The 16,212-nt window shown below is 68.7% G+C and carries 14 protein-coding genes; 7 read left to right on the forward strand and 7 right to left on the reverse strand.

Annotated features, from left to right (window positions below):
- Nucleotides 1-2 precede the first annotated feature (2 nt).
- The 5 genes from fdhF to AB4Y72_RS03775 all read right to left on the reverse strand — a co-directional run bounded on the left by fdhF (nt 3) and on the right by AB4Y72_RS03775 (nt 7,528).
- Nucleotides 3-2,678 carry a formate dehydrogenase subunit alpha gene (gene fdhF / locus AB4Y72_RS03755; protein ID WP_441424816.1) on the reverse strand — a complete coding sequence of 892 codons (2,676 nt, stop codon included), beginning with the start codon at nt 2,676-2,678 and terminating at the stop codon, nt 3-5.
- Complete coding sequence (locus AB4Y72_RS03760; protein ID WP_441424817.1) at nt 2,666-4,366, reverse strand: NAD(P)H-dependent oxidoreductase subunit E; 1,701 nt, start codon at nt 4,364-4,366, stop codon at nt 2,666-2,668. The genes fdhF and AB4Y72_RS03760 overlap by 13 nt, the downstream gene beginning before the upstream one ends.
- Nucleotides 4,367-4,450: 84 nt before the next feature.
- Nucleotides 4,451-5,539, reverse strand: coding sequence for an aminoglycoside phosphotransferase family protein (locus AB4Y72_RS03765; protein ID WP_441424818.1), 1,089 nt, complete (start codon nt 5,537-5,539; stop codon nt 4,451-4,453).
- A 39-nt stretch (nt 5,540-5,578) separates the two neighbouring features.
- Entirely contained in the window at nt 5,579-6,307 is a 729-nt protein-coding gene (locus tag AB4Y72_RS03770; protein ID WP_441424819.1) for a VIT1/CCC1 transporter family protein, read from the reverse strand.
- An 84-nt stretch (nt 6,308-6,391) separates the two neighbouring features.
- Nucleotides 6,392-7,528 (reverse strand): DUF4439 domain-containing protein, encoded by a 1,137-nt coding sequence (locus tag AB4Y72_RS03775; RefSeq protein ID WP_441424820.1) that lies wholly within the window; start codon nt 7,526-7,528, stop codon nt 6,392-6,394.
- Nucleotides 7,529-7,633: 105 nt separating this feature from the next.
- Between AB4Y72_RS03775 and rimP the strand changes: the two genes are divergently transcribed.
- From rimP to rbfA, 5 genes are all read left to right on the forward strand, one after another.
- Entirely contained in the window at nt 7,634-8,251 is a 618-nt protein-coding gene (rimP, locus tag AB4Y72_RS03780) for a ribosome maturation factor RimP (protein ID WP_441424821.1), read from the forward strand.
- The gene (gene nusA, locus AB4Y72_RS03785; RefSeq protein WP_441424822.1) at nt 8,251-9,231 is read left to right on the forward strand and encodes a transcription termination factor NusA; all 981 of its coding nucleotides are present in this window, start codon (nt 8,251-8,253) and stop codon (nt 9,229-9,231) included. The genes rimP and nusA overlap by 1 nt, the downstream gene beginning before the upstream one ends.
- 314 nt (nt 9,232-9,545) lie before the next feature.
- Nucleotides 9,546-9,821 carry a YlxR family protein gene (locus AB4Y72_RS03790; RefSeq protein WP_441424823.1) on the forward strand — a complete coding sequence of 92 codons (276 nt, stop codon included), beginning with the start codon at nt 9,546-9,548 and terminating at the stop codon, nt 9,819-9,821.
- Between the two features lie 152 nt (nt 9,822-9,973).
- The gene (gene infB / locus AB4Y72_RS03795) at nt 9,974-12,883 is read left to right on the forward strand and encodes a translation initiation factor IF-2 (RefSeq protein WP_441424824.1); all 2,910 of its coding nucleotides are present in this window, start codon (nt 9,974-9,976) and stop codon (nt 12,881-12,883) included.
- A gap of 223 nt (nt 12,884-13,106) precedes the next feature.
- On the forward strand, nt 13,107-13,616 hold the full coding sequence (rbfA, locus tag AB4Y72_RS03800; RefSeq protein WP_441424825.1) for a 30S ribosome-binding factor RbfA: 510 nt from the start codon (nt 13,107-13,109) through the stop codon (nt 13,614-13,616).
- Between the two features lie 69 nt (nt 13,617-13,685).
- Here the strand turns inward: rbfA and AB4Y72_RS03805 are convergent, their stop codons facing one another.
- Nucleotides 13,686-14,855: a ScyD/ScyE family protein gene (locus tag AB4Y72_RS03805; protein ID WP_441424826.1), complete on the reverse strand. Its 1,170-nt coding sequence runs from the start codon at nt 14,853-14,855 to the stop codon at nt 13,686-13,688.
- Nucleotides 14,856-15,126: 271 nt separating this feature from the next.
- On the opposite strand from AB4Y72_RS03805, the gene trxA reads away from it, so the two are divergent.
- Nucleotides 15,127-15,564: a thioredoxin gene (gene trxA, locus AB4Y72_RS03810; protein WP_441424827.1), complete on the forward strand. Its 438-nt coding sequence runs from the start codon at nt 15,127-15,129 to the stop codon at nt 15,562-15,564.
- A 13-nt stretch (nt 15,565-15,577) separates the two neighbouring features.
- Complete coding sequence (locus tag AB4Y72_RS03815) at nt 15,578-15,925, forward strand: CU044_2847 family protein (RefSeq protein ID WP_441424828.1); 348 nt, start codon at nt 15,578-15,580, stop codon at nt 15,923-15,925.
- 32 nt (nt 15,926-15,957) lie between these two features.
- Here AB4Y72_RS03815 and AB4Y72_RS03820 read toward each other — a convergent pair whose 3' ends face one another.
- Complete coding sequence (locus AB4Y72_RS03820; RefSeq protein WP_028278246.1) at nt 15,958-16,167, reverse strand: hypothetical protein; 210 nt, start codon at nt 16,165-16,167, stop codon at nt 15,958-15,960.
- Between the last annotated feature and the right edge of the window lie 45 nt (nt 16,168-16,212).

Consider the following 16,212-nt stretch of genomic DNA (forward strand, 5'->3'; position numbering starts at 1 on the left):
GGTCACCCGTGTCCGGAGATCCGGACGGCGGTCAGTTTGTATTCGGGGCACCCCGTAGCCTCGTCCTCCACGGCAGAGGTGAGGCTGTTGACCGTGGCGCCGGGGAAGTGGAAGCCAGCGAAGACCTGGCCGGGTTCCACCTCGTCCGTGATCCGCGCCCGCAGGACCGCACTTCCATGCCGGCTGTCCAACTGGACAGGATCGCCGTCGTGGAACCCCAGTGCCGCCGCGTCCGCGGGGCAGACGTCGATCGTCTCGCCGGCGAGCAGGCGCAGGTTGTCGGTGCGGCGGGTCATGCTGCCGGAGTTGTAGTGCTCGCCTCTGCGCCCGGTGATGAGCAGGAACGGGAACGCCTCGTCGGATTGCTCGCCCGGCGGCAGGTAAGGACGGGCAGCCAGATGCGCCAGGCCGTCCGGCGTGGCGAAGCTGTCCTGGTAGAGCCGTGGTGTGCCGGGCGAATCGGCGGACCCGCACGGCCAGTGCAGGGGACCGTCCCGGTCCAGGCGGGCGTGGGAAATTCCGCCGAACAGCGGCGCCACTGCGGCGCACTCCGCCATGGCCTCCGCCGGGGTGGCGCAACCGAGGTCCGCGCCCATCCGGGCCGCGACGGCGTGCAGCACCGCGAAATCCGTGCGGACGCCGGCGGGGGGCGCGACGGCCGCCCGGACCCGCTGGAAGCGCCTGTCGAAGTTGACGAACGTGCCGTCCTTCTCGAGCCAGGCAGCCACGGGAAAGACGACGTCCGCGGCGGCGGCCGTGGGGGAGAGGAACAGGTCGTTGCAGATCACCAGCGGGCAGGCAGCCAGGGCTGCGCGCACCGAGGTGCTGTCGGGATCGGTGGCAAGCACGTCCTCCCCAATCACCCACAGCGCCTTCAACGCCCCGCTCCGGGCGGCCGCGAACATCTGCGGAATCCGCAGCCCGGCCCGCGGCGGCACCTCGGCCAGCCAAGCCTCGGCGCAACGCGCCCGCGCTGGTGGGTCCAGGATCTTCTGGTAGCCGGGCAGCAGGTCGGGCAAGGCCCCCATGTCCGACGCGCCCTGGACGTTGTTTTGCCCTCGCAGCGGGTTCACCCCTCCGCCGGCACCCGGACCCACGGCGCCGCGCAGGAGTGCCAGATTGGACAGGGTCCGGACGCCGTCCGTGCCGTGCAGGTGTTCGGTCACTCCGAGTCCGTAGAAGATGGCCGGAGCCGCCGCCTGCCCGTACGTCACGGCGGCGCGCACGAGGTCATCGGCCGGGACCCCGGAGATTTCGGCTACGCGTTCCGGCGGGTAGTCGTCGAGCAACCCGAGCAGCTCGTCGTAGCCGCTGGTATGCGCGTCAAGGAAGGCGGTGTCCACGAGCCCCTCGCGGGCCAGGACGTGCGCCAGTCCGTTGAATACGGCCACGTTGGTTCCCGGCCGCGGCCGAAGGTGGACGTCGGCGTGCCGGGCCAGGGAGGTGCGACGGGGATCCACCACCACGAGGCGGGCGCCGTCCATGACCTGCTGGAAGATCCGGGAACCGACGACGGGGTGCGCCGCCGTCGGATTGGCGCCAACCAGGAGGATCGCATCGCACCGGTCGAGGTCATCGAACGGGTTCGTCCCGCCGCCCAGGCCAAACGTGGCAGCCAGGCCTGCCGCGGAGGGGGCATGGCAGAGCCGGGCGCAGTTGTCCACATTGTTGGTCCCCATGAGAGCCCGGGCGAATTTCTGGGCCAGGTAGTTCTCCTCGTTCGTGGCCCGGGCCGAGGAGATGAGGGCGAATCCGTCGGGTTCGGTTTCCCGGATCCCGGCCAGCCTGGCGGCCACGTAACCGGCTGCCTCGTCCCAGGTCGCCGCGGCCAGCGTTCCGTTCCTGCGGATCAGCGGGGTGGTCAGACGCTCGGCGGAACCAAGGAACCCGTGGGCGAACCGTCCTTTGACACACGCGTGGCCGCGATTCACCGACCCCTCGCCGGCGGGCCGGACGGTCATGATCACGTTGTCGCGGGTGGAGACCTCCAGGCTGCAGCCGACGCCGCAGTACCCGCAGGTGGTCCGGGTCTGCCGTTCGATCGGTAACAGATTGAGCAGGCCGGGCTCGGACAGTGCGCCGGTGGGGCATGTGTCCACGCATGCCCCGCATGAGACGCAGTCGGAGTCAGCCCAGCGGCCGCCGGTTCCGGGCGCCACCACAGTGCCGGCGCCGCGCCCCACAAGGGTCAGGGCGAACGTGCCCTGGATCTCTGCGCAGGCGCGGACGCACCGTCCGCAGGCAATGCAGAGATCGCGGTCGAGCTTGACATACGGGTGGGAGTGGTCAACTCCACGCTCCGGTGGCGTGAGGGAACCCGCCGGGGCAGTCACGCCGTAGTCGGCGCATTGCCGGGCCAGTTCGCTGCGGTCGGCAGGGACCTCCAGTGCCCGGGGCGGCAGCCCCGCGGCGATGGCCTGCAGGGCGTCACGCCGGATCGCCCGGGACGCCTCGACGGCGACGCGCAAACCGTCCTCCGCCGGGGTGCTGCAGGCGGCGGCCGGTCCCCGGCCGGTGACGTCGACCAGGCATGTCCGGCACGAGGCCACCGTCGTGAGCCGGTCATCGTGGCACAACGTCGGGAGGGCCAGGCCTGCCGCCCGCACCGCGTCGAGCAGCGTCGCTCCGGCCGGGACCTCGACCTGGCGGCCGTCGACCAGGAGTTTCACGACGGCCATCCGGCGAGGCCGTAGACGCGGGCCAGGCTTCGGACCGCGGCCGGGACCCGGCGGCCGAAGGCGCACAGGCTGCCCGCAGTCATCGTGCGCAGCACCTCGCCGCGTTCCCGGCGGATGTCCGGCCCATCCGGCCGCTCCGACAGGGCACGGCCGCGCCATGCCCCTACCCGGCAGGGCGAGCATTGCCCGCAGCTTTCCGCCGCGGCGAAGTCCCACAGGTTCCGCAGCACCTGGGCGCCTGAGAGCCTGTCATCGAAGGCCACGATCCCTGCGTGGCCGAGGGCTGCTCCATGCTTGGACAGGGCGGCCTCGCTCAGTGGCACGTCGAGGTCGGCAGGGCCGAGGAAGCCGCCCAAGGGGCCGCCGATTTGAAGGGCCCGCAGTGTTGCACCGCCGCGAAGCCCGCCCCCGAGGTCTTCGACGATCCGCCTAACCGACGTGCCGATCTCCACCTCGTAGGCGCCGGGCCGGAGGAAGCGTTCGGACAGACAGACGACCACGGTGCCGGTCTCGTCCGCGGTCCCCAGCGCAGCGTACGCAGCTCCGCCGTGCTGCACTATCCACGGCACCGCACCCAGGGTTTCTACGTTGTTGACTACCGTGGGCCGGCCGTGGAGTCCGCGCGCGGTGGGAAACGGCGGACGGGGCCGCACGACGCCGCGCAGGCCTTCGAGCCCGTTCAGCAGGGCCGTTTCCTCCCCGGAGACATACGATCCAGCGCCTTCAGCCACATGGATCTCCAGGCTGAATCCGCTGCCGCCCGCGTCCGGGCCGATATGCCCCGAAGTGCGTGCGTCGAGCAGCGCTTCCTGCAGCCGGGCGGCGGCGCGCGGATACTCCGAGCGGACAAACACGACGCCGGTTTCTGCGCCGACGGCGAAGCAGGCCAGGGCGAGACCTTCGAGCACGCGGTGCGGGTCCTGTTCCATGAGCAGGCGGTCCGCAAAGGACCCGGGGTCACCCTCGTCACCGTTGGCCACCACGATCCGCGGCGCAGGGTGCTCAAGCGCGGCCCGCCATTTGACGGCGACGCGGAACCCGGCTCCGCCCCGCCCCCTCAGTTGTGCGGCCTCGACCCTGCCCAGGACGTCCTCGGGCGCTGCTGAGGTGGCGACGCCGGGCCACACCGACCACGGCCGGGACCCTCCGAGCAGTCCGGCGGTCACCACAGGGACCGGGCTGTCGCTGTACACCGGGATGGGCGGGGCCGCCCGCGGAGACGCTCCCCGCAATTGAGCCGCCAGACCAGGCCCGGAACATGCGTCCACACCGTCGAGGGCTGCGGGGCCGGAGAAGCAATAGCCGAGGCAGCGCACTGCCTGGATCGAGACGGCGCCGTCCGCACTCCGGCTTCCCGCCTCCACTCCGAGCGCAGCCTCCACCTCGGCGAGGTGCGCGCCGCCGCTCGCCGCGAAGCACGCGGCGGCGGTGCAGACCCGGACGTGCCGGGTTGCGCGGGGCGCGGAGAAATCGGCGAAGAATGATGCCGGACCTTCGACCGCCGCCGCGGGCAGGCCGAGCGTGCGGGCAATCTCGGCGGGCGCAGCGCTGGAGGAGCGGAGCATGTTCGCGACCTCCTCGATCGGCCGGCCGAAGCGGCCGGCATACCGGAGGAATGGATCGTCATGGTTCCGGTCCCGCCGGCCATCGGGTTGGGCGCTCGGGCGCCCGGCACGGGGTTCCTGCATGCGTCCAACTCTCGCCTCGGCGCCCCGGACGGGGAAGAGTCGAAAGTCCCCGCGCAGCGCGGTGCCACTGGCGCGGGGCCGGGACTAGCCGACGGCGGTTCCGGCTGCTTCGCCGGCCCCGGGCGCCGGGAGCTCCTGCGGGGTGGGCAGTCCGGTCAGCGTCCGCCCCGCCAGCGTGCTGGCCACCCACAGCGAACGGGCCAGATCGCCTTCGTGATGACGCCGGGAGGCATACCAGAGGGCGTTCTCCACCTCGCGCGCCAGGCTCCACTGCCGGGCGGCCTCTTCATCGAGGCCGGCTGCCGCGCTGAAGTCCCGGCAGCGCTCGAGCAGTGCCCGCCCCGGATCCTTCTGCGGCAATTCCTGGATCCTGTTCCACAACACCGGGGCCACAGCGAACTCCGCCTCACCGATCAGTGGCTGCGGGTCAATGGCCGCGAAGGCCGCCTGCCCCGAGGGCCGCGCCTGCCCGGCACCGGGTTCCGGCACGCTGGTCCTGGCCAGGATGTTCAGGTAGTGCAGGTCGGCGTGGACCAGGACGTCCTTGCCTGCCCGCCTGCCCACGGCGCCGCGGGTCTGGCAGACCTCAAGCGCCGCCTCAAGCAGCCACCGGGGGAACGGCCGCGCCAGCTGCTCCCACGTCTCGGGGAGCTCGTCACTCCACTGCTCGGCCCGGGCCGCCACATGGTCGATTTCCCGCCACTCCGGCCGGTCGTCGGGCACCACGCTGAGCTGGCGGACCAGACCGCCCCACACCGGCGCCGCCGTGTCCAGCGGGACATGCTCCAGGGAGCGGCCGGCGTCCAGCCGTTCCAGGAGCAGGGCGCAGGATGCAGCATCGGCGTCCAGCAGCCGGACGGCGCCATGGCCACCCCACAGGGTGAGGGCGTGGCGTTCCCGGGTGGCCTCCTCATGCGGGAACGCGATCTTGAGGACGGCAGCACTGCCGTCCCCGCCGTGGGCGCGGGAGTCGCCGCGCCGGGCGGGGATGGCGATGCCGCCGTGACCGTGCCAGGGGAGGACGCCCGGGTCCAGGTCCGGCACAAGCTCCCACTGGTCCAGGAATTGTTTGATCAGCCCGGGAAGGGATGCCAGCCAGGCACGTCCGGCGGGTGTCCGGTTGTAGCGGCGGGAAAGGCCGGGCGGGATGCTGACGTCGGGGATCGGGCTCACCCGACCTATCGTAGGTGCCAGCCCTATGGTGTTGCGGACCTAGACGATGCCGCTCGCGCCGAGTGCGTTGCCGATCACGAACGTGGCCACCAGCGCCGCGGCGCCGCCAATCACCACGCGGATGGCGGCCTTGAGCTTCGAGCCGCCGCCGATCCACGCGCCCACGGCGCCGGTGGCCGCCAGCGCCACGAGCACGGCCACGAAGGTCAGCGGGATTCTGATGTTTTCCGGCGGCAGCAGGATGGCCAGCATGGGCAGGATGGCACCGATGAAGAACGCGACGGCGGAAGCGAAGGCCGCGTGCCAGGGACTGACGATGTCGGTCTCGTCGATGTGGAGCTCGGCGGAGAGGTGGGCGCTGAGGGCATCGTGGGCCGTCAGCTCCTTGGCTACCGTGCGGGCCGTCGCGGGGCTGAGGCCCTTGCCCTGGTAGATCGCGGCGAGCTCCTCCAGCTCTTCCTCGGGCTGTTCTGCCAGTTCCCGCCGTTCCTTCTCGATCAAGGCATGCTGGCTGTCCTTCTGACTGCTGACGGAGACATATTCACCGAGGGCCATCGAGATGGCACCGCCCACGACCGCTGCGGTGCCCGCAAGCAGGATGGGCCCGGTGTCTGTGGTGGCGCCGGCGACGCCCACGACGATCGCGGCGACGGAGACGATGCCGTCGTTGGCCCCCAGGACGCCCGCGCGGAGCCAATTAAGGCGGTGCGCGATGTCATTGTGGTGCGGTTCGTTCTCGTGCAGGGTTGCGGCGCCGGTCGTGTCCATGACTACAGCAAACCACCCGGACACGAGCTGTGCCAGTATTCCAAGGCTTACCAAAATAAGCCAACGCTTGGTCCGGAGGGTGCCTCACTCTGACGGCAGCGGCGCAGGTGATGGTGCCAGAGTCGGCATGGACGCCTTATCCAGGCCGGGCAGGGCCCCCGGGTCCGCACCCCAGAGCACGGTGTGCTTGCCGGACTCGAGCAGGGCCGCGACTGCCCACTGGCGGGTTTTGCCCCCGCTCAGCGCCACGAGGTCGCCATACGCCGGCAACGCGGCGGCCTCCAGGCTGCCGAGGCCGGTGGCGGGGGAGGCCAGGAAAGACTGGCTCAGTGTGTAGCCCGCCTCACGTGGCGGAATGGCCGAGCAATTGAGCCGGCTCAGGGATTCCGCGTTGCGCAGCAGAGCCTCGTGGCGCGCCAGCTGCGCGGCAGCGACTTTGGCGTCGTCGCCGCTAAGCCGGGGCAGCGCCACCTGGTAGCCATAGATGGTCTGCGCCTCGGTCCGGACGACGGCCGCCAGTGCGTTCCCCACGGTGGCGCCGGGCGACGCGGCCCCGGAATCTCCCGCGGCTTCAGGGGCCACGGTGGCGTCCTGTCCGGATCCTGCGGCTGCGGACGGGCACGTGCCGGACAGCTGCGGCGCGGTCACGTCGGCAGTGGGCGGCGCAGTTCCGGTGGCCGCCGCGAGGGCAGACGCCTGGAGCAGTTGAGCGGTGCCGACGGCGGCGAGCAGACGCGCCATGCCGCCGTCGGCGACGGCAGCGTCGGCAAGGCGTTGGCGGCCGCTGTTCGCGAGAGCCGGTACCAGTCCGGCCGCCGTCACCGGCCCGGCGGCCGGTGCCGCAGACGACCCGACAGCGGACGGCGCGGGGGTTGCCGGTGAGCTTTGTCCCGGTGCCAGCAGCGCTTGCGCCTGGGTTGTCAGCAAGGTCACAGTCCGCTCGACGGCGGACCCCGCAGCACCTGCCGGATGGTCCGCCGGACGGTCTTTGCCGGGGGTGCCAAGATGGCTGGCAGCATCCTTTAGCCGCACGGTTTCGGCCAGCGCGGCAGACCGTGCCTGCTCAGAAAAGGGCGGCGCCGCGGGTTTTGGCGGCTGAGCCGGTCTCAGTGCCACTCCCAGGCTGACCACCACCAGGGCCAGGCACGCCAGGAGCGCGTAGCGGGGAAGCATCCGGGGGAAGTTGTCCTGCCAGCGCTTTTCCCGGGGTTCGTCGTTCACAACAGACCATGTTGTCATGCCGGCCCGGAACTCCGTGCACCATGCCGCCCGGAAAATCGCTAGGCTAGTACACACAACATCATCTAGCGGGAGGCGGCCGGCATCATGACCAACGCAGAAGCCACGACTTCAACAGACCGGACCGGAACGGGGAAGGCTGAGGCCGCAACCGTTCACAATGTGGAGGCCGAGCGCCTGTACGCACTCCTGGAACCCGCAGTGCTTGCGAACCGGTTGTACCTGGAGGACGTATCCATCCACGTTGCCGGCGCCAACCGCGTGGTCCACGTGGTGGTGGACCTGCCGCAGGAGGAAGTCGGCGGCGTCGGGCTCGACGTCATCGCCGAAATCTCCAAGACCCTTTCGGACACCCTGGACAACGATCCCAGCATGGACGCGCGACCCTACGAGCTTGAGGTCTCCTCGCCCGGCGTCGGGCGTCCCCTGACCGAAGAGCGGCACTGGCACCGTGCCCGCGGACGGATGGTCAACGTCAACGTGATCCAGGGTGACAACGTCACCGGCAGGATCCAGTCCGTGGACGATGGCGGAGTCACCATCGTGCCGGAAATCGCCGTCAAGAAGGGCATGAAGCCCAAGCAGGGTGAGCCCGTCAAGCTTCCTTTCGACAGGATCCGCAGCGGAAAAGTCGAGATAGAGTTCAGCCACCTCGAAGAGGCCGGTCTGGAAAAGGCAAACAATGGACCTTCTGAGGAGGCCTAATGGATATTGACATGAGCGCACTGAGACTCCTGGAGCGTGAGCGTGAAATCCCGCTGGATCTCCTGATTCCGACAATCGAGCAGGCCCTGCTGGTTGCCTACCACAAGACGCCCGGCGCCTTCGAGAAGGCCCGTGCCGAGCTGGACCGCAAGAGCGGCCACGTGACCATCTGGGCTACGGAGATCGACGACGACGGCGCCCCGATCGGTGAGTTCGAGGACACCCCGGCAGGTTTCGGGCGCATCGCGGCGAGCACCGCACGGCAGATCATCCTGCAGCGCCTCCGGGACGCCGAGGATGACAACGTGCTGGGCCAGTTCAAGGGCCGCGAGGGTGAGCTCGTCGCCGGCACCATCCAGCAGGGCAACAACCCGCACATGATCCAGGTGAACCTGGGCACGGTGGAGGCATTGCTGCCGCCACCCGAGCAGGTCCCCGGCGAGAAGTACATTCACGGCAACCGGCTCCGCGCCTTCGTGATCGACGTGCACCGCGGTACCAAGGGCCCGTCGATCACGCTGTCCCGTTCGCACCCCGGGCTTGTCCGGAAGCTTTTCGAACTGGAAGTTCCGGAGATTGCGGACCGTTCGGTCGAGATCGTGGCGTTGGCCCGCGAAGCCGGCCACCGCACCAAGATTGCGGTCAAGGCAAACACGCCCGGCGTGAATGCCAAGGGAGCCTGCATCGGCGAAATGGGCTCGCGCGTGCGGGCCGTCATGACCGAACTCAACGACGAAAAGATCGACATCGTCGACTACAGCGACGACCCCGCGACCTTTATCGCGAGCGCTCTCTCGCCGTCGCGCGTGAATTCGGTCACCATCACCGACGAGGCGACCCGTTCCGCGCGAGTGGTTGTTCCGGACTACCAGCTCTCCCTTGCCATCGGCAAGGAGGGCCAGAACGCCCGGCTCGCCGCCAAGCTCACGGGCTGGCGCATCGACATCGTCTCTGACGCCGCCGTCAACAGCGGCAGTTAGTTCGCAGGCGCACCAACAGCGGGCGGCCGTCGCGGCCCGCTGTTTGTGCGCTCACTCACGGCTTAACCCGTGATTTCGGCGCTGAGCGGCACGCCCGGGTTCGGGACCCGGGCGCCGGAGGGGCTAGAATGGACATGACCGCGCCTAACGGCCGGTATCCGTGTGTCTTTGGCGCGTCTGGGTTTTTCCAGATTCCTTTGGACGCAGATATACACCATATGGATGTACTGGCAGGAAGATACTCGAACGTGGCACATGTGCAACATCTCGGGACTCAGCCGCAGCGCACCTGTATCGGATGCCGACAAAAAGGGTTGCGGTCGGAGTTACTCCGGCTCGTCGCCGGCGCCGGTGGTTCGTCCGCCGTCGTGGTGGACGAACGACGCCGGATGGCTGGCCGGGGAGCATGGCTGCACCCCAGCGAGAAGTGCCTGGCACTGGCGGTCAAACGTCGAGCGTTCGGCCGCGCCCTCAAGGGCGCAGCCGGTACAGCCGACGTCGAACGCCGGATCACTGCCGGCACGCAAGCCGCGGTCACTCCGGTGGCCGCAGCAACAACCGTCCAACCTGAAAGCGGGTCAGAAAACTGATGGAAACCCGATGAGTTCCCAGCGATGAGTGCGCAACGATGACAACTTTGTTGCGCTCTGCAATGGGCCTTTCAGCTGCATTCGCGGCGGAGGCCCGCAGTAAGAAGTAGACGGTTCGTGCCTGGCTCGGTGCGGACCGAGACAGGAGAAATGTGGCCAAGGTCCGCGTACATGAGCTTGCTAAAGAGCTCGGTATTACTTCCAAAGATGCAGTAACCAAACTGCAGGAACTGGGCGAATTCGTTCGCTCCGCCTCGTCAACTATCGAGGCTCCCGTTGTGCGGAAACTGCGCAACGCTTTCCCCGACGCCCCTGCAGCTTCGAAGTCCGAAGCTCCGGCGTCCGCCCCCCAGGCATCTGCCAGCCCGGCAGCGACCCGTCCGGCGCCCGCGCCTGGACCGGCTGCGCCCGCAGCGCCGGCGCCTGCAGCACCCAAGGCTGAAGCTCCGGCTCCGGCCGCTGCGTCACCTGCCGCAGCGCCCGCCGCTCCGGCTGCCCCCGCCGCACAGGCTCCGGCAGCCCCCGCTGCCCAAGCCCCGGCTGCACCTTCGACGGGTGCCAAGCCCGGCGCGCGTCCGGCCCCCAAGGCTGAAACCCCGGCTGCTCCGGCACGCCAGGGCGGATCCGCACCTCGTCCGGGCGGTCCCCGTCCCGGCAACAACCCCTTCGCCACGTCCCAGGGCATGCCCCGGGGCCGCGGCGGCGACAACGAACGTCCCTCGCGTCCGGGCAATAACCCGTTCGCTCCTTCCCAGGGCATGCCGCGTCCGGGCGGCCGCACCGAGGGCGAACGTCCCGGCGGCCCGCGTCCCGCAGCAGGCGCTGGTGGTCCCCGTCCGGGTGGTCCCCGTCCGGCAGCAGGCGCAGGCGGCCCCCGCCCCGGCGCCCCGCGTCCGGCCGGCGCTCCCGGCGCTGGCCGTCCGGCCGGAGCCGGCGGCAACCGCCCGACTCCGGGCATGATGCCCAACCGCACCGAACGTCCCGCACCCGCGGGTGCCGGTCGTCCCGGCGGCGGCGGCCGCGGTCCGGGCCGTCCGGGTGGCGCTCCGGGTACCGGTGGTCCCGGTGCCGGTGGCGGCGCTCCGGCCGGTGGTGGCTTTGGTAAGGGCGGTCGCGGTCGCGGCGGCACCCAGGGCGCCTTCGGTAAGGGCGGCGCAGGTCGCGGCAAGCAGCGCAAGTCGAAGCGTGCCAAGCGTCAGGAACTGGAGCAGATGAGTGCTCCGTCGCTGGGTGGCGTGAGCGTACCCCGCGGCGATGGCAACACCGTGGTCCGGCTTCGCCGTGGCTCGTCCATCACGGACTTTGCCGACAAGATCGAGGCGAACCCCGCCGCACTGGTGACGGTACTCTTCCACCTCGGCGAAATGGCTACGGCCACGCAGTCGCTGGATGAAGAGACCTTCGCGCTGCTCGGCGAGGAGCTTGGCTACAAGCTCCAGGTTGTGTCCCCGGAGGACGAGGAGCGCGAGCTGCTCTCCACCTTCGACATCGACTTCGACGCCGAGCTCGAAGCTGAAGGCGACGACGACCTCGAGGCACGTCCTCCGGTGGTCACCGTCATGGGTCACGTTGACCACGGTAAGACCCGACTGCTCGATGCCATCCGCAAGTCCGACGTTATGGCGGGCGAGCACGGCGGCATCACGCAGCACATCGGTGCTTACCAGGTCACCCACGCTCATGAAGGCATCGATCGCAAGATCACCTTCATCGATACTCCGGGCCACGAGGCGTTCACCGCCATGCGTGCCCGTGGTGCGAAGGTCACCGACATCGCCATCCTGGTGGTCGCAGCGGACGACGGCGTCATGCCGCAGACCGTTGAAGCCCTCAACCACGCCCAGGCGGCCAACGTGCCGATCGTCGTGGCCGTGAACAAGATCGACAAGGAAGGCGCCAACCCGGACAAGGTCCGCGGCCAGCTGACCGAGTACGGACTGGTTCCGGAAGAATACGGTGGCGACACCATGTTCGTGGAGGTCTCGGCCCGCCAGAACCTCAACATCGACGAGCTCCTCGGCGCCGTCCTGCTCACCGCGGACGCTGCCCTGGACATGCGTGCGAACCCGAACAAGGACGCCCGCGGTATCGCGATCGAAGCCAACCTGGACAAGGGCCGCGGTTCCGTGGCCACGGTCCTGGTCCAGTCCGGTACCCTGCATGTCGGCGACACCATCGTGGCAGGCACGGCCCACGGCCGCGTCCGTGCGATGTTCGACGACGACGGCAGCGCCCTGACCGAGGCCGGCCCGTCCCGCCCCGTGCAGGTGCTGGGTCTGTCCAACGTCCCGCGCGCCGGTGACACCTTCTTCGTGACCGCTGACGAGCGCACCGCCCGCCAGATCGCCGAGAAGCGTGAAGCCGCTGACCGCAACGCCGCCCTGGCGAAGCGCCGCAAGCGCATCAGCCTGGAAGACTTCGACCAGGCAGTCGCCGAAGGCAAGATCGACACCCTCAACCTCATCCTCAAGGGTGACGTGTCCGGTGCCGTGGAAGCCCTCGAGGACGCGCTGCTCAAGATCGACGTCGGCGAGGGTGTCCAGCTCCGCGTCATCCACCGCGGTGTCGGTGCGATCACGCAGAACGACGTCAACCTGGCAACGGTCGACAGCGCCGTCATCATCGGCTTCAACGTCAAGCCCGCCGAGCGTGTTGCCGAACTGGCAGACCGCGAAGGCGTGGACATGCGCTTCTACTCCGTCATCTACGCAGCAATCGATGACATTGAGGCAGCCCTCAAGGGCATGCTCAAGCCGGAGTACGAAGAGGTCCAGCTTGGCACCGCCGAGGTCCGCGAAGTGTTCCGTTCCTCCAAGTTCGGCAACATTGCAGGCTCGATCGTGCGCTCGGGTGTTATCCGACGCAACGCCAAGGCCCGCATCAGCCGCGACGGCAAGATCATCGGCGACAACCTCACCGTTGAGACGCTCAAGCGCTTCAAGGACGACGCCACCGAGGTCCGCACGGACTTCGAGTGTGGTATCGGTCTTGGCTCGTTCAACGACATCACCGAAGGTGACGTCATCGAGACCTTCGAGATGCGCGAGAAGCCGCGCGTCTAGGTTGGTCTAGCGTTACAGGTGCGGGGCCGTTGGATTCTTCCGGCGGCCCCGCGCTTCGCGGTTGAGGGGGCCCCGCCCCTTCGCTGGGCGGCCAACGTCTGACGACGTCGGCCGCCCAGCTTCGGCAGGCCCGATGCCACTCCCGGGCCCCCTCAACCGCTCCGCGCTAAGGTGATTAAGTCACCAGCGCTCCCGAATATTTTCTACATTCCAGGAGGATGTCATGGCTGATCCCGCACGGGCTGCCAAGTTGGCGCAGCGGATTAAGGTTGTCGTTGCGGAGGCCCTGGGCCGGAGGGTGAAGGATCCCCGGCTCGAGGGTGTCACCGTGACCGATGCGCGGGTGACCAATGATCTGCAGCATGCAACCGTCTACTACACGGTGTTCGGCGACGAGGTAGCGCAGGCCGATGCGGCCAAGGGGCTGGAGAAGGCCAAGGGTGTGCTGCGCCAGGAGGTCGGCCGCAACATCACCGTTCGGCTGACGCCGACTCTGGAATTCATCGCCGACCAGATCCCGGTGGTGGCCTCGAACCTCGAAGAGCTGCTTCGAGCCGCCAAGAAACGCGACGCCGAGGTGGCCGCGCTGGCGGCAAGCGCCAAGCACGCCGGCGACGCCGATCCGTACAAGAGCGACGTCCCCGAGGACGTTGAGCTGGACGAGGACGACTTCGACGAAGAGGACCTGGACCTGATCGACAACGACGCAATCGACGAGGACCGCAACAAGTAGTAGCACCGCCAACGGCAGTGGCCGGATCCCGCAAGGGGTCCGGCCACTGCTGTTCCTGGCCCGTGGCTTCTAGTCGTCGGAGCCGCGATTGTGAGATCCGTGCTTGAGGTCCACCGACACGATCTGGCCGTTAAGGGGTGTTGCCGGCGCGCCGTCCGGCGGAAGGGTGTTGACCGTGGCGTACAGCATGGAACCGTGGACGTCCACGTCGGCCACGGAGGCAGCGCTCAAAAGCGTGCTCTGCCTGCCGGAGTGTCCGTCGATCCTCAGGATGCCGTTGCCGAACAGGGACGCGACGAACACGTCGCCCTCGTCGTCCACCGCCAAACCGGTGGGGGACATGATCTTGTCAGCGAGCACCTGCACGTCTCCGTCGTCCAGGTCCACCTTGAAGACGGTGCCCCTGGCCCCAGATGACGGGTCCTCAGGGCCGCCGGGCAGCGACGTCACGTACAGGCAGCCGTCCGGCCCGACCGCTACATCCGTGGGTACCGCCTCGAACCGGTAGCTGCGGCCCACGACACAGTCCGGCAAGTGGTTGGCGGCGGCTGCAGCGGCCGAAATCGTCAAGGACCGGGGCGGCAGCACAGCGACAGTGCCTGTCTCCCCGCTCTCTAAATCAATGGACACCACACTGTTCGCGCCCGCATCCGCCACGTAGGCGGTGTGCCCGGAGACGGCTAATCCGTACGGATGGGAATCCACTTCGCCCGTGTAGGCGGCAGGGACCTCGGCCGGCAGCAGCGCCGCGCACGCGGCCGGCAGGGCGCGGAAGCCGTAGTGGGTATCGCCGTCGGCGTTATGGTCCTTTTCCAAGGCGGCGAAGTCACCCAAGGTGTTCTGGTGGCCGTCGCCGTCGATGGTCCGAACATGGCCGGCGAGCGGACGTTTGTCCTCGGGCCCGGCGCCCTGGCTCTCCAGGAGATATGTTGTCGACCCCTGCTGTGCAACTCCGGCGACGTCCCAGCCTGGGTTCGAGTAGATGACGCTCTTTGTGCCGTGAGCGTCGATCCGGGTCAGCCTGCTCGCGAACTCTTCGCTGACGGTTAACGCCCCGTCCCGGCCGGCACTGACGTGAAGGGGTCCCACCAGTCCTTCCGCGAGAGTGACCGGAGACGGCTCGCTCGCGGGCTGAGTGTCCGGTGTCTTGTTGTCCGGGACGGCGACCGCAGCCGTGACGGTGGAAAGGAACACCGCGGCGGTGGCAGCCGCGCCCAGCAAAGTCATTTTTGTTCTCATGGGGGTGCTCCCGTGGCGGTGGCGGTGATGAAAAGAATCCACACTGTGAGACCAATGAGACTGATTGAAGAATGAGGCAACGCCAACGGAAACCCGCGGCCGCCTCTGAGACCGGAGTGTATTCCGTCGCGGCGGTGAAGTCGACAGGTCCGGGGTGAGCCTGGGCCCGTTGTCCGCGTGGCGGCCGGGGACCTTCGACCCTAGGCCCGTGCACGGGCAGGGAGTCCCATGGAAGCATGACTGCAGGTAGGCGGGGAGGCGCCGGAGCGCCGTGGAAGACAGCCTGACCAAGTGCCCGCACTGCGGGAAAACCAACAGGATTCCGGCAGCGGCGGCCGGGCATCCGCGCTGCGGCAACTGCCGCCGGGACCTTCCGTGGATTGTGGCGGCAGGGGACGCCGACTTCACTGTGATTGCGGAGCAGTCGCCCGTGCCGGTTCTCGTGGACTTCTGGGCGGCCTGGTGCGGGCCGTGCCGCATGGTCAGCCCGGTGCTGGACAAGCTGGTGCTGGAACGGGCAGGGGTGTTCAAGCTCGTTAAGGTCGACGTCGACACCTCGCCGGGGTTGTCCCGCCGGTTCGATATCCAGGCGATTCCAACGTTGCTGGTCATCAAGAACGGGTCGGTCGCAGCGCGTCAGGCCGGAGCGCCCCCGGCCGCGGCTCTCCGCAGCTGGCTCGATGCCGCACTCTCCGCAAGCCCGCGCTGAAATGGAGGAAGCAATGACCGAGATCCTGCGCTACGAAGTCGGGTCGGGGACAGTGCTGGTGGAAGTCGAGGACAACAGCTTCGGCGTGGAGCGGCCTTCCCGCAACGAGCAGGGAATACTGGACGCCGGGCGGCGCCTCGAGGACGCGCTCTCAGCAGTCCGGCCGGCGGCCAACGCTGCCGCGGAGGTGATGAAGGAACTTGGCCCGGAACACCTGGAACTCCAGTTCGGTGTGAAGCTGGCAGGTGAGGCGGGCGCCATCATTGCCAGGACCTGCGCCGAAGGGCACTTTATTGTCCGGATGTCCTTCACCAAGGCTCCCGCGACGGCAGCGGCTCCGGAGGAAGAGATCATGCTCTGACAACGCGCCGCGGGTTCCACGCGGCAGCGCAGCTAGCGGCGCCTGGAGCGGCCGCGGGCTCCCAGCCCACCGCCCAGCACGGGGGATCCCATACCCAGGAGGTAGCCGAAGTCATACCAGTTCCCCGCACGGGCGGAGTTGTAGAACGGGAATTCACTCCAGAAGCCAAAGACATGGGCGATCAGGACGATCCATGCCGTCAGCCCGTTCCAGAAACCCCACAACAGGTCTTGCCACCACACGATGTACTCCCTTGGCTGGAATCCGCGGCACCCGGACGAACCAGG

Source organism: Arthrobacter sp. YAF34 (assembly GCF_052113245.1).
In the GTDB taxonomy this organism is placed as follows: Bacteria; Actinomycetota; Actinomycetes; order Actinomycetales; family Micrococcaceae; genus Arthrobacter.